The sequence below is a fragment of the Pseudocitrobacter sp. RIT415 genome, from assembly GCF_003057695.2.
Classification (GTDB): Bacteria; Pseudomonadota; Gammaproteobacteria; order Enterobacterales; family Enterobacteriaceae; genus Pseudocitrobacter; species Pseudocitrobacter faecalis.
In genome coordinates, this window is sequence record NZ_QBJC02000002.1 from 131426 (window position 1) to 144863 (window position 13438).

Below are 13438 nucleotides of genomic sequence, written 5' to 3' on the forward strand. Positions count from 1 at the left end.
TGCTGCATGGTGCGGGGGATTTTTGCATTCAGGTGTTGGTGATAAGCGAGTCGATGGCGTGGATAACGTCGTTACGGGCGGCGCGCAGGTTGCAGATGTAGTCAGCCGGGGCGATTGATTTCGTTTTTATGCTGGTCAGCATCGGTGCGCACAGCACCAGCGTTTCGAATTCAATGTTCACTTTCGGAACGACGGAATCATGCCATTTCGGCAATAGATAATTTTTTGCCAGTGGCATAATGACCCTTGTCGCTAAGTCTTCGTAATAATCATTTTGCACAACCATATAATAAGGCCAAAGCTTATTGGTTAAAGGCGATGGGTTTCTGTAAACGTCGAATTGTTCAGTCATTATATAACCTTAAAAAAGTCATCGTCAGTTAACGTGCCATACTTTTCTATAAGGTCATTCATAGTTTTCATGAATTCCTTCTCCTGCTCCCGTTGACGTGTGGTAATACTACGAACAGGTCGGTTGCCTGGGGGTGTAAGACAGGAACGTTCATTTTTTTTCGTCGCTGAAATTTTCATTTGCCTCTCCTTTTCGTTAATGCGCTGATTATCGTTTCCTCCCTTTAAAAGGCAAGCGCCTTTCATTGTGAGTTTATTAATTTGCGTATCCGCTTCCACAAAATAGCAACACGTTACATTTACACCGGTATATTAATTCTCAAACTGAATATATGGACAATCGCGTCAGCGGGGATTTTGCGCTGGTTTGCCCCGGATGAATGTTCAATAATGTCTGCCGCAAATATTTAACAAGTGGTAGTGGTATGAAAAAAACGGTTTTTTCGTTAGCGCTTGGTACTTTTGGCCTGGGAATGGCAGAGTTCGGCATTATGGGCGTGCTGACGGATCTGGCGCGGGATACGCAGATTTCGATTCCTTCTGCCGGGCACATGATCTCGTTCTACGCCTTCGGCGTGGTGATTGGCGCACCAATTATTGCGCTGTTCTCCAGTCGCTTTTCGCTCAAGCATATTCTGTTGTTTCTGGCCGCGTTATGCGTACTGGGCAACGCGATTTTTACCTTTTCGTCGTCGTACAGCATGCTGGCCATCGGCAGGCTGGTCTCCGGTTTTCCGCATGGCGCTTTTTTTGGTGTTGGGGCGATCATTTTGTCGAAAATCGCGCCGCCGGGAAAGGTCACGATGGCAGTAGCCGGAATGGTCTCTGGTATGACGGTCGCGAATTTATTGGGCATTCCGGTTGGTACCTGGCTCGGTCACGCCTTTAGTTGGCGCTATACGTTTCTGCTGATTGCCGCGTTTGATGTCATTGTTATCGCCTCGATTCTCTTTTGGGTGCCCGATCTGTTTGATAAATCCAACGCTCGCCTCAGCGAGCAGTTCCGTTTCCTGAAAGCGCCTGAGCCATGGTTGATCTTTCTGGCGACCCTGTTTGGCAACGCGGGCGTTTTCGCCTGGTTTAGTTATATCAAACCCTACATGCTGTATGTCACTGGTTTTACCGAAACCTTTATGACCTTCATCATGATGTTCATGGGGCTTGGAATGGTATTGGGAAATATCATCAGCGGAAAACTCTCTGCACGCTATAGTCCTCTGCGCATTGCGGCCACCACCGATGCGATTATTGTGCTTTCGTTGGTGATGCTGTTCCTGTTTGCCGATGTGAAAGGTGCGGCACTGGGGATGGCGTTTATTTGCTGTGCGGGGTTGTTTGCGCTTTCTGCGCCGTTGCAGATTCTGCTGCTGCAAAACGCGAAGGGCGGGGAGATGTTGGGTGCCGCGGGTGGGCAAATGGCCTTTAACCTTGGTAGCGCTGTGGGAGCTTATTGCGGTGGCATGATGCTGACGCTGGGCTTTGCCTACAACTATGTGGCTATACCCGCGGCGTTACTTTCGTTTTCGGCGATGTCGGCCTTATTGGCGTATGGCTATATTAAAAATCGTCGTCACCCGAGGGTTATCGCTCCCTCTGCGTAGAGGGAGCGTTCAGCTTACTTACGGAAATCAATCACCATACGGCCACGGATTTGGCCTTGTTCCATCTCTTTAAAGATAGCGTTGATATCTTTCAGCGGGCGAGAGGTGACCTTCGGTACCACTTTACCTTCCGCAGCAAACTGGAAGGCTTCAGCCAGATCCTGACGTGTACCCACAAGCGAACCCACCACCTGAATACCGTCCAGCACCAGGCGTGGAATGTCCAGACTCATCGCTTCCGGCGGCAGGCCAACAGCCACCACGCGGCCACCGGCACGAACGGCGTCAACCGCAGAGTTGAACGCTGCTTTGGCAACGGCGGTAACGACGGCGGCATGCGCGCCACCGGTTTTTTCCTGCACCAGTTTTGCGGCATCCGGGCTGCGGGAGTTAATGATTAAGTCTGCGCCCATGCTTTCAGCCAGTTTCAGCTGTTCGTCATTGACGTCAAGCGCGATGACTTTGGCGTTAAAGACGTTTTTCGCATATTGCAGCGCCAGGTTACCCAGACCGCCCAGACCATAGATTGCGATCCACTGGCCCGGTTTGATACCGGAAATTTTTACGGCTTTATAGGTCGTGACGCCCGCACAGGTAATACTGCTGGCCGCGGCGGATTCCAGGCCGTCAGGCACTTTGACAGAGTAATCGGCGGTGACGATGCACTCTTCCGCCATACCGCCATCTGCGGTGTAACCGGCGTTAACCACTTCACGACACAGCGTTTCGTTGCCGCTGTTACAGTATTCACAGTGTCCACATCCCTGGAAGAACCACGCAACGCTCGCGCGGTCGCCGGGTTTCAGCGACGTCACACCCGGGCCGACTTCTTTCACAATTCCGATACCTTCATGGCCCAGAATAACACCGGTTTTGTCGCCAAAATCGCCATTTTTTACATGGAGATCCGTATGACAAACGCCGCAGCATTCCATCTTAAGAAGCGCTTCACCATGTTTCAGCGGGCGCAGGGTGCGTTCGGTGACATCAACCTGATGATCTTTTGTAACGACAGCAGCCTTCATGTTTTTCTCCTTTTATGATGAATATCTGCAGAGCAATCATATGATTACTCCATTAGGATTAATGTTTTTCTGCTTCAGATGCAATAGCTCAGACATCTAATGTAATAATTCTTATTAAGAATTGGATGATCATAACAAAATATTCCTTTAATCCCCCTAATGAGTATTTGACCCGGAGAGGATGGCCTGGCAGGGGGCTGCCAGGCATGTGGTTACAGTTTAGATTGAATTAACGCAATTTCCTGACGCCAGGCCTGCTGTCTCTGTGGTTTCTGATGTTTTGCCTTCCGGGCGAGATCGTCGGCTAACCACGATTCCAGCGCAATAAGACGTTCCAGCAGCGCGTCGGCATCATCTGCCTGAGATTGCTGTGTGGCAGGTGGCGTGCTTAAAGCCACCGCTGAGCTGTTCTTTTCACTGATTCGCGCAAACATCTCATCGGCATCATGCCATTCGCTGAGGCAACCATCATCGATCAGCCAGAAGCGATTACAGCTGGCGGTCATCAGTTGTCTGTCATGACTGACCAGGAGTACGCCGCCTTCAAAATGCTGTAGTGTTTCCGCCAGCGCAATTTTTCCCTCCATATCCAGATGGTTCGTCGGTTCATCAAGCATTAACAGGTTGTAACGGGCCAGGGTAAGCCCGACGAACAGCAGTCTTGAACGCTCGCCGCCGCTAAGGGTATGCACGTGCTGCCCATGGCGCTGCCACGGAAAACCCGCCCGTAGTAACGCTTTTTTGCGTGTTTCCGGATCCGGCGCAAAGGTTTCAAGCGCGTCAAACAGCGTGGCGTTATCGGGCAACTGTTGCAGTGTCTGATCGTAATAACCTGGCTTTGCGCGCGGGTGCAGCCTGAGCGTATCGTCAATACCGTCCGATAAAGCCTGTTGCCAGATCATCCGCAGCAGAGACGATTTACCGCAGCCGTTATGGCCGACGAGCGCAACCCTGTCACCGCTTTTCAGACGCGCGGTTGGTATATGGAATAGCGGTGGTAATCCCGCATCTGGGCAAATCGACAGATTCTCCATTTCCAGCAGGCGATTCGCCGCAAGCGCATCACCCTGTAAGGTTAACGTCCAGGGGTTGCCGTCTGTGACGGCCGTCTGGTTTTCTTTTAGCCGGGCCACCTGTTTTTCCATCTGCTTCGCTTTTTGCGCCAGACCCTCGTTATCGTAGACCCGGCCCCACGTCGCCAGCCGTTTAGCGCTTGCGGTGACCCGTTCTATCTCCTTTTGTTCTGCTCTATGTCGCAGGGCGTCGCTTTCGTCTTTTGCTGCCAGGGCAAACCGGGCCTGGCTACAGGGAAGGGCAAAGCTATGCAGCGTTTTATCACGTAAAATCCAGCTGCCATTGGTGACGGTATCGAGCAACTGTCGGTCATGTGACACGAGGATGAAACTCCCCGTCCAGTGCAACAGGAAATGTTCCAGCCACAGCAGCGTCGGAAGATCGAGATGGTTACTGGGTTCATCCAGTAGCAGTAAATCGGGTTGATGAATTAACGCACGCGCCAGCATCAGACGCGTATGTTGCCCGCCGCTTAGCGAGGCGCTGGTCAGTGCGGTTTCATGTTCACTAAAGCCCATCTCCGCCAGTAAGCTTTCGCCACGCCAGCGTTCTGCAGCGCGATCGTGGGCCGGGAGCTCAGCAAGGACTGCATCCAGCAGTGACAGGGGATAAAGTGCATCAGGAAGATGTTGCTCAATACGCGCTACCAGGCAGCGCCTGGCGATTGCGACGTTGCCAGAGGCGGGTTGTGTTGTGCCATCCAGCACTTTAAGCAGTGTGCTTTTGCCGCAGCCATTATCGCCCAGCAGGCCAATACGATCGCCCTGTTTGAGGGTAAAGGAGAGTCCGTCGAAAAGCGTGCCAAACGCCGTATCAACACGTAAAGATTGTGCAGTCAGTAATGTACTCATGGTTGCTTACTCAAGAATTACAGGCGCAAAAACGCCTCGTCAAACATCGCTGACGATAACCTGGTAAGCCCGAGGGAAGGGATTGGGGTGAGAGTCTTCGCTCAAGCCTCCGTTATCGCAGCACGATATCGGTAACGCTTGAGCTGGTGCGATCACCAAGGGTATGTGAAACATTAAAGATTTCACAGAACAGCATAATTAGCCTCCTTTTATTATCAGTATGAATAGGTGAAGGCAGTGTAGCGGGGATTATTACGTTTTGCCAACTGGCTGGTGGCGAAACAATCATTAGTTACAACATACTCTTTTATTTTTTGAAATACTGAACATGAAAGACCGTGCATATTTAGGGTCAGGCAGGAAAGGTGGGCCGAAGCCCACCTCAGGATTAGATTGATGTCCGGCGGTAGCTACGATATTCCGGCAGCCAGAAGTTTTCGTTGATCGCCTGCTGGAGCGCGTCAGCAGACGTTTTCACTGCAACGCCTTGCTGCTGAGCCATTTTCCCGACCGCAAAAGCGATATCTCGTGATACCTGATGAATGTCCTTCAGTTCCGGTAGCACCAGCCCTTCACCGGTGTTGGCCAGCGGGGAGTGCTTCGCCAGCGTTTCGCTAGCGGACATTAGCATTTCATCGGTAATACGCGTTGCGCCAGAGGCGATCACACCAAGCCCAATCCCCGGGAAAATATAGGAGTTATTACACTGGGCAATCGGGTAAACCTTATCCTTCCACACGACCGGGCTGAACGGACTGCCGGTGGCGACCAGGGCGTTGCCTTCGGTCCAGGCGATAATATCCTGCGGTGTGGCTTCCACGCGCGAGGTCGGGTTGGAGAGTGGCATCACAATCGGGCGCGGGCAGTGTTTGTGCATTTCACGAATAATCTCTTCCGTAAAGAGCCCCGTTTGCCCGGAAACGCCAATCAGAATATCGGGTTTAACATTGCGCACAACGTCCAGCAATGACAGGACTTCGTTATCCGTATCCCAGTTTTGCAGGCTGCTGCGTTTCTGCACCAGTTTGGTCTGGAAGGAGAGCAGGTTTGGCATCTGATCGGTCAATAGGCCAAAGCGGTCAACCATGAACACACGCGCACGCGCCTGATCTTCACTGAGACCTTCACGCTGAAGTTGAGCGATGATTTGTTCGGCGATACCACAACCGGCAGAGCCTGCTCCCAGGAAGACAATTTTCTGATCGCTAAGCTGGCTTCCCGCCGCACGGCTGGCGGCAATCAGTGTGCCGACGGTGACCGCCGCAGTACCCTGAATATCGTCGTTAAAGGAGCAAATTTCATCACGATAGCGGTTGAGCAGCGGCATTGCGTTTTTCTGCGCGAAATCTTCGAACTGTAGCAACACGTTTGGCCAACGCTGTTTCACGGCCTGAATAAAATCATCGACAAATTGATAATAATCGTCGTCGGTGATGCGCGGGTTACGCCAGCCCATGTACAACGGATCGTTCAGCAATTGTTGATTGTTGGTACCGACATCCAGCACCACCGGAAGGGTATATGCCGGGCTGATACCGCCACAGGCGGTATAGAGCGACAGTTTACCAATGGGAATGCCCATCCCGCCGATACCCTGGTCGCCGAGGCCAAGAATGCGCTCGCCGTCGGTGACCACAATCACTTTAATGTTGTGGTTTGGGACGTTCTGCAGAATGTCATCCATGTTGTGACGATTCTGATAGGAGATAAATACCCCGCGTGAGCGACGATAAATCTCGGAGAATCGCTCGCAGGCCGCGCCAACCGTTGGGGTATAAATGACCGGCATCATCTCATCAAGATGGTTTTCCACCAGGCGATAGAAGAGCGTTTCATTGGTGTCCTGAATGTTGCGCAGGTAGATGTGTTTGTCGATCTCCGTTTTGAACCCCTGATACTGGATCCAGGCGCGCTCGGCCTGTTCTTCAATCGTTTCGACCACTTCAGGCAGCAGACCGAGCAGGTTGAAATTGCTGCGTTCTTCTTTGCTGAAGGCACTGCCTTTATTCAGCAACGGGAACTCCAACAGCACCGGGCCGGCGTACGGGATATACAGAGAACGGTTGGTTTTACCTTGTGACATCGTATTACTCCATCGTCATCACGCCAGTCCACGGGAAGTCTGGCAGAAACTGCAGTGCCGTGGATTATAAAGCAACTGTTAACTATCGTGGGGCAAAATTGCCCGGAAGTTGACAGCAGGTTGACGCTTCGTGCGGTCGGTTCGCGTTCTGCTGAGATTCAACTAAGCTGAAACGTGTCTGTGAGATTGATCACTCATTGTGAGGTAAGACGATGAAAGTATTAGGTTATGCTGCTCAGAACCCCGCCGCGCCGCTGGCGCCCTTTACCTTTGACCGACGCGAACCCAGGCCCGACGATGTGGTGATCGATATTCTTTACTGTGGCGTCTGCCACTCTGACCTTCATCAAGCGCGGGACGACTGGGGATTTAGTCGTTACCCGATTGTTCCTGGCCACGAAATTGTCGGTCGCGTCGTGGCGGTTGGTGACAGTGTCACGAAATTTAAACCCGGAGATCTGGCGGCGATTGGCTGTATGGTGGATTCCTGTCGAGTTTGTCATCCGTGTAAACAGGGGCTGGAGCAGTATTGCGAAGAAGGCAATATTCAGACTTATAACGGCATCGACCGCCACGATGGTTCGCTCACTATGGGCGGTTACTCACAAACGATTGTTGCCAGTGAAGATTTTGTCCTGCACCTGCCGGAAAATATTGACCTGAAAGGCGCTGCGCCATTGTTATGCGCCGGGATCACCACCTGGTCGCCTCTGCGTCGCTGGAACATCAATGAGCACAGCAAAGTCGCGGTAATAGGCCTTGGCGGTTTGGGACATATGGCGCTGAAGCTTGCCAATGCGCTGGGAGCCGAGGTGACGCTCTTTACCCGTTCTGCCGGAAAAGAGGCGGATGCGCGGCGACTGGGGGCTCATCATGTGGTGCTGTCTACTGATGACGCTCAGATGAAAGAGGTTCAAAACCAGTTCGATTTGATCATCGATACCGTTCCCTATGCCCATGATATTAATGCCTACGTTCCCACATTAACGTTGGACGGCACTCTGGTCTTCGTCGGCCTGTTGGGCAATGTTGCTGATTTCTATACGGTTCCGCTGATTCTGGGGCGTCGTTCTGTCGCAGGTTCCTGTATTGGCGGTATCGCCGAAACGCAGGAGATGCTCGATTTTTGTGCTCAGCACGGTATCACCGCCGATGTCGAAGTGATCACCATAGACACCATCAATGAAGCGTTCGAGCGCATGCTCAAAAGCGATGTGAAATACCGCTTTGTTATCGATATGGCGTCGTTAACGCACTGAAAAGATGTACTACACTTATTAGTTCCGCAAGCAAAAAGGAGTGATATATGACGATTCATAAGAAAGGTCAGGCGCACTGGGAAGGCGATCTCAAGCGTGGTAAAGGCACTGTCTCAACGGAGAGCGGCGTACTCGACCAACAATCTTACGGCTTCAATACGCGTTTTGAAGGCGCGAAGGGGACAAACCCCGAAGAACTGATTGCCGCCGCGCATTCGGCCTGTTTCTCTATGGCGCTTTCCTTAATGCTGACTGAGGCCGGACATGCCCCGACCTCAATTGATACCGTTGCCGATGTTTCGCTGGACAAAGTGGATGGCGGTTTCGCTATCACTAAGGTCGCCCTGCAAAGCAAGATTGTCTTGCCGGGGATCGATAGCGCGAAATTCGATGAAATCATTCAAAAAGCCAAAGCAGGCTGCCCGGTTTCCCAGGTGTTAAAAGCAGAAATTACATTAGATTATCAACTGGATAACTAGTGCGTATAGGGCAGCTTTCATGCTGCCCATCTCCTTTTGTGACAACGTCACGTCTAATGCGATAATTTTCTTATCTTATTCAACCTGTCTTCATATCGTTAGCATGAGATGGCATTTGCCATGCACCGGTTTCCCTTTAGAGTGAAATTCCTGCTGACTCTTAAGGAAAAAACGATGGCGACAGAATTCTCTCTTACCGACACTGAATTTCCTTTACTCAATCTGCGGCGCGTGGCCGGGCACATTGGTGCTGAAGTGCGTGATATTGCACTCTCAGCCGAGCTCGACGACGCAACATTTGAACAACTGAATGCCGCCCTGGTGAAACATAAGGTGCTCTTTTTCCGGCAACAGCAGCATCTTACCGATGACGCGCATCAGGCCTTTGGCGCGCGCTTTGGTCGTGTAGTGCCGCACCCCACGGTACCCTCGCCGACAGGGACTCAGCTTTTTGAACTGGATGCTTCAAAAGGCGGTGGGCGGGCGGATTCCTGGCATACGGATGTCACCTTCGTTGATGCTTTCCCAAAAATTTCTATTTTGCGCGGCGTGACGATCCCTGCGTACGGTGGCGATACCGTATGGGCGAATACGGCGCGGGCCTATGAGCAACTGCCGGATGAACTTAAGCGGTTTGTAGGATCGCTGCGTGCGGTGCACAGCAATGACTATGACTACGGCGCCGAGCGGGTGGTGGTCGAATCAACCCGCCTGAATCATCACAAAAATGTATTTGTTTCATCTGTATGGGAAGCTGAGCACCCCGTGGTGCATATACATCCGGAGAGCGGTGAGAAGTGCCTGCTACTTGGCCATTTCTTAAAACGCCTGGTGGGATTCAGCAGCCGTGAGTCCGCCAGCCTGTTTGAGCTGCTACAAAATCGGGTAATTCGTCTTGAAAATACCGTTCGCTGGCAGTGGCAGCAGGATGACGTGGTTATCTGGGATAACCGAAGCACGCAACATTACGCGGTGAACGATTACGGCAGCCAACCGCGCGTGGTGCGTCGCGTGACGGTTGAAGGAGAGACGGCGGTGGGGGTGGATGGTGCACGCAGCAGAACGCTTTCGCGGGGCCAAACCGAACCGCGACAGGATGCGGCAAACACAGATTCACGTTCGAAAAACGTGGCGTCTTAAGAGGTGTTGGCAGGGAGCGATCCCTGCCTGAGTTTATTTTGCCGTCGCACTCAATATGAACGGAACGGAATCGCGCAGGGACGGGTTTACCGTTCCGCTGTGGTCAAGTCCTTCATAAAGACGAACCTCTGTTTGCGTACCGGCGCGTTGCACTGCGTCAGCGAAACGTTGCTGCATTGCGGTGGGCACGTTGATGTCATTGCTGCCAATCCCGATAAAGACTGGATGGGAAATCTTGAGCGTAGGATAAAGCATACTGCCGATACTGCTGCTTAGCAGTGTCTCAACCGCTGGTTTTAGCGTGTTGGCGGCATTGAGTTTCGCGTCCATCGTCTGCTGCGTGAGCGGATTGATGCAGAGTTTCTGGGCTTTTTCCAGATATGGCAAGGCGTTATCCTGGAAATAGTCGGTTGCATTAAGTTTGCCGTTAATGTCGGCAGCAGAAAGATAAATATAGAAAATATACGGTATTTTGGGATCACCCTTTGCAGACATTGTGCCATTTACCGGGGGCAAAATATCAGCGGCGGTGGTGTTCTTGTCAAAATAAGGGGTGCCCGTCAGAACCGTCGCGCGAATATTGAGCTCTGGCGCATACTGCGGCTGGTAACCTGCCGCCGAGAACGCGGCGTGCGCCCCCTGAGATTGCCCCACAAGAATGAGCTCATTACGCAGCGGATAGGTTTTCAATGCCGCCCGTACGCCATCCAGAATACTCCAGGCCTCTCCACGCGCATTGAGATAGTGATGTAAGCCAGCCGAACCCAGACCGGCATAATCTGGCGCAACCACGGCGTACCCGAGCGAAAGCCAGGTATTCAGATACTGTTTATCCCGATCGGTACGCACGTTTAGTGAAGGCGCGCAGTCATTGGCGACACCCACGGTGCCGTGCGCCCAGACGACCACAGGCCAACCGCCTTCGGGGGTTTTGCCATAGGGCAGGAAGACCGCGGCGGTATCTTCCCGCGACGATTTCCCATCAACGCCGCTGACAGAGGCGTAGTGAATCAAATATTGCTCTGCAGCTTCGTTAAGACCCTTTTCTTTTGCCAGCACAGGCGTTTTTTCAACGGTATCAGCAGCAAGTGCTGAAACGGGTAACAGCGCCATGAAAAAGAGTGCGGAAGTCGTTGTCAGAATGCGTTTTGAATTGAGGGAGTGCATGGTTTTCGATTCCTTTTCTACGATGCCCCCAGTGTAGTGTAGTCGGGGTGAACAGGAATCAAACCACGGTCGTTAATCAGAAAAGCCTGATTTATTTTGTAATACAAAAGGATTTCGCGCAGATAAGCGAAATGTCATAGCTGGAATGCGCTTCGTAAACACGGCTCTTTAAAAGTTCGGCAGGGAATGGCAATAATGCCAATATCAGCAGCGGCACCGTTACGGTTAACGCCGCGATTGATTACACGCCAACCTGGACTACGGCCAGCAAATCCACCGCGTGGAGCCTCACCTACGGCCTGGATACTCACGGGATGTGGACGGTGCTGGCAAACCAGCAGGTGATGCAATCAACCGATCCGCTGACATGGTCGAAAACCGCTTTGACGCTGTATCAAAGCGGTAACGATTATGTGACCAGTTCTATTGCCGATTACGATCGTAATGGCACTGGCGATCTGTTCATCACCCGTAATGACTACGGTACGGGCTATATCAACGGCTTTACTAATAACGGTGATGGAACCTACTCCAGCGCCCTTCAGGTGCTGACGGGAACGCTGACCTGGTATGGTTCGGTGGTGGCTTATGATAAAGAGGGGGACGGCTATCTTGATTTCTGGGTCGGTGATGCCGGAGGGCCGGACTCCAACACCTTCCTGCGGAACAACGCTGGCACCCTGGTCGGCAACTCCACCACGTCGAACAGTGGGGGGAGCGCCACGGTCGGCGGAGCGGTGACGGGGTATTTTTCACTCAACGAAGGTTCCGGCGTCGATCTTAACAATGACGGAAGGATCGACCTTGTTCAACACACCTATAACCTGAACAACTATTACACGTTATCTTCGCTCATTAATGACGGGAGCGGGACGTTTGTCTGGGGACAAAACACCATTAATACCTTCCTGAGCGGTGCAGGGAGCGGCGTTATGAGCAACACCGTCTCCATGACCTGGGCGGATTTCGATGGTGACGGCGATATGGATCTGTTCTTGCCCGCCAGTCAGGGAAGAGCTAACTACGGTTCGCTGTTGCTTAACACCAATAGTGTGCTGGGTAGCCCTGTAGCCGTTGGCGCAACAGCGACTACCTATACCAGCCAGTTCAGCGTGGCGCGGGACTGGAATCACGACGGATTGATGGATATCGCCCGTATCGCCCAAACCGGACAGTCATATCTTTATACCAACGTCAGTAACGCCAGCAATTGGACACAGTCAGCCATCGGCGCCAGCCAGAGTGGCACCACCAGCGGCGTGGCGGCGATGGACTACGACTGGGACGGCGCGGTGGATGTGCTGGTGACCAAACAGTCGGGCAGCGTGTTCCTGATTCGTAACACCAACACGGTGAGCGCCGGCACGTCACTGCACCTGCGTATTACCGATCCCAACGGCATTAACGTCTATTACGGTAACACCGTAAAACTGTACAACGCGGCGGGCGTGCTGGTTGCCACGCAAATCATTAACCCGCAGTCGGGAATGGGGGTTAACGACACCTCGGCGCTGGTCAATTTCTACGGGCTGAACGCCGGAGAAACCTATAACGCGGTGCTGATCAAATCCACCGGCACCACCGCCAGCAATATCGACCAGACGGTCAATACCACCTGGGGCGGCTTACAGGCCACCGATGCTACTCACGCTTACGACCTCAGCGCTGAAGCTGGCACCGCGAGCAATAACGGCAAGTTCGTCGGCACGGGCTATAACGACACCTTCTTCGCCACTGCTGGTACCGACACCTACGACGGCTCCGGCGGCTGGGTGTATAGCTCCGGCACCGGAACGTGGCTTGCGAACGGCGGGATGGACGTGGTTGATTTCCGCCTCTCGACGGTGGGCGTGACCGCGAACTTAAGCGTCACCACCGCGCAGGCTACAGGTTTTAACACCTCGACATTTACCAACATCGAAGGGATATCCGGCTCGAACTTTAACGATACCCTCACCGGCAGCAGCGGCGATAACCAGCTGGAAGGACGCGGCGGCAACGACACCATTAACATCGGCAACGGGGGCCACGACACCTTGCTCTATAAACTGCTCAACGCCAGTGACGCCACCGGCGGCAACGGTTCGGACGTGGTCAATGGCTTTACGGTGGGGACGTGGGAAGGCACCCCAGACACCGATCGCATTGATATTCGCGAGCTGCTGCAGGGCAGTGGCTACACCGGCAATGGCAAAGCCAGCTACGTTAACGGTGTGGCGACGCTGGATGCGCAAGCCGGAAACATTACTGATTTTGTCAAAGTGACCCAGAGCGGCAGCGACACTATCGTGCAGGTTGATCGCGATGGTTCGGGCGGCGGCTTTGCGACAACTACCGTGGTCACGCTGACGGGCGTGCATACCGATCTTGCCACGTTGCTGGCGAATCATCAGCTGATGGTGGTGTAG

The 13438-nt window shown here is 52.9% G+C and carries 9 protein-coding genes and 1 pseudogene; 5 read left to right on the forward strand and 5 right to left on the reverse strand.

The window, feature by feature from the left end; all coding sequences use genetic code 11:
* Window positions 1-28: 28 nt before the first annotated feature.
* Entirely contained in the window at window positions 29-352 is a 324-nt protein-coding gene (locus tag DBY68_RS03105) for a CcdB family protein (RefSeq protein ID WP_108474285.1), read from the reverse strand.
* A 424-nt stretch (window positions 353-776) separates the two neighbouring features.
* On the opposite strand from DBY68_RS03105, the gene araJ reads away from it, so the two are divergent.
* Window positions 777-1952: an MFS transporter AraJ gene (gene araJ / locus DBY68_RS03115; RefSeq protein WP_108474283.1), complete on the forward strand. Its 1176-nt coding sequence runs from the start codon at window positions 777-779 to the stop codon at window positions 1950-1952.
* Window positions 1953-1966: 14 nt separating this feature from the next.
* Here araJ and adhP read toward each other — a convergent pair whose 3' ends face one another.
* The 3 genes from adhP to DBY68_RS03130 all read right to left on the reverse strand — a co-directional run bounded on the left by adhP (window position 1967) and on the right by DBY68_RS03130 (window position 6985).
* On the reverse strand, window positions 1967-2977 hold the full coding sequence (gene adhP, locus DBY68_RS03120) for an alcohol dehydrogenase AdhP (RefSeq protein ID WP_108474282.1): 1011 nt from the start codon (window positions 2975-2977) through the stop codon (window positions 1967-1969).
* Window positions 2978-3189: 212 nt separating this feature from the next.
* Window positions 3190-4902 carry an ABC-F family ATP-binding cassette domain-containing protein gene (locus DBY68_RS03125; RefSeq protein WP_108474281.1) on the reverse strand — a complete coding sequence of 571 codons (1713 nt, stop codon included), beginning with the start codon at window positions 4900-4902 and terminating at the stop codon, window positions 3190-3192.
* Window positions 4903-5290: 388 nt separating this feature from the next.
* Window positions 5291-6985 (reverse strand): NAD-dependent malic enzyme, encoded by a 1695-nt coding sequence (locus DBY68_RS03130; RefSeq protein WP_108474280.1) that lies wholly within the window; start codon window positions 6983-6985, stop codon window positions 5291-5293.
* 212 nt (window positions 6986-7197) lie between these two features.
* Between DBY68_RS03130 and DBY68_RS03135 the strand changes: the two genes are divergently transcribed.
* The 3 genes from DBY68_RS03135 to DBY68_RS03145 all read left to right on the forward strand — a co-directional run bounded on the left by DBY68_RS03135 (window position 7198) and on the right by DBY68_RS03145 (window position 9863).
* A complete protein-coding gene (locus tag DBY68_RS03135; RefSeq protein WP_108474279.1) occupies window positions 7198-8244 on the forward strand; it encodes an NAD(P)-dependent alcohol dehydrogenase in 1047 nt (348 codons plus the stop codon).
* Window positions 8245-8291: 47 nt separating this feature from the next.
* Window positions 8292-8723 carry an OsmC family protein gene (locus DBY68_RS03140; RefSeq protein ID WP_108474278.1) on the forward strand — a complete coding sequence of 144 codons (432 nt, stop codon included), beginning with the start codon at window positions 8292-8294 and terminating at the stop codon, window positions 8721-8723.
* Between the two features lie 174 nt (window positions 8724-8897).
* A complete protein-coding gene (locus DBY68_RS03145) occupies window positions 8898-9863 on the forward strand; it encodes a TauD/TfdA family dioxygenase (protein ID WP_108474277.1) in 966 nt (321 codons plus the stop codon).
* Between the two features lie 33 nt (window positions 9864-9896).
* Here the strand turns inward: DBY68_RS03145 and DBY68_RS03150 are convergent, their stop codons facing one another.
* Window positions 9897-11030, reverse strand: a complete 1134-nt coding sequence (locus DBY68_RS03150; protein WP_108474276.1) for an alpha/beta hydrolase — start codon at window positions 11028-11030, stop codon at window positions 9897-9899.
* 170 nt (window positions 11031-11200) lie between these two features.
* On the opposite strand from DBY68_RS03150, the pseudogene DBY68_RS03155 reads away from it, so the two are divergent.
* Window positions 11201-13438: pseudogene (locus DBY68_RS03155) on the forward strand (VCBS repeat-containing protein); the annotation flags it as partial.

Bases quoted from the DNA above. Each gene is read 5' to 3' on its own strand.
- DBY68_RS03105 (WP_108474285.1), bottom strand. From the start codon at position 352: ATGACTGAACAATTCGACGTTTACAGAAACCCATCGCCTTTAACCAAT.
- DBY68_RS03140 (WP_108474278.1), top strand. From the start codon at position 8,292: ATGACGATTCATAAGAAAGGTCAGGCGCACTGGGAAGGCGATCTCAAG.
- DBY68_RS03125 (WP_108474281.1), bottom strand. From the start codon at position 4,902: ATGAGTACATTACTGACTGCACAATCTTTACGTGTTGATACGGCGTTT.
- DBY68_RS03150 (WP_108474276.1), bottom strand. From the start codon at position 11,030: ATGCACTCCCTCAATTCAAAACGCATTCTGACAACGACTTCCGCACTC.
- DBY68_RS03135 (WP_108474279.1), top strand. From the start codon at position 7,198: ATGAAAGTATTAGGTTATGCTGCTCAGAACCCCGCCGCGCCGCTGGCG.
- DBY68_RS03130 (WP_108474280.1), bottom strand. From the start codon at position 6,985: ATGTCACAAGGTAAAACCAACCGTTCTCTGTATATCCCGTACGCCGGC.
- adhP (WP_108474282.1), bottom strand. From the start codon at position 2,977: ATGAAGGCTGCTGTCGTTACAAAAGATCATCAGGTTGATGTCACCGAA.
- DBY68_RS03145 (WP_108474277.1), top strand. From the start codon at position 8,898: ATGGCGACAGAATTCTCTCTTACCGACACTGAATTTCCTTTACTCAAT.
- araJ (WP_108474283.1), top strand. From the start codon at position 777: ATGAAAAAAACGGTTTTTTCGTTAGCGCTTGGTACTTTTGGCCTGGGA.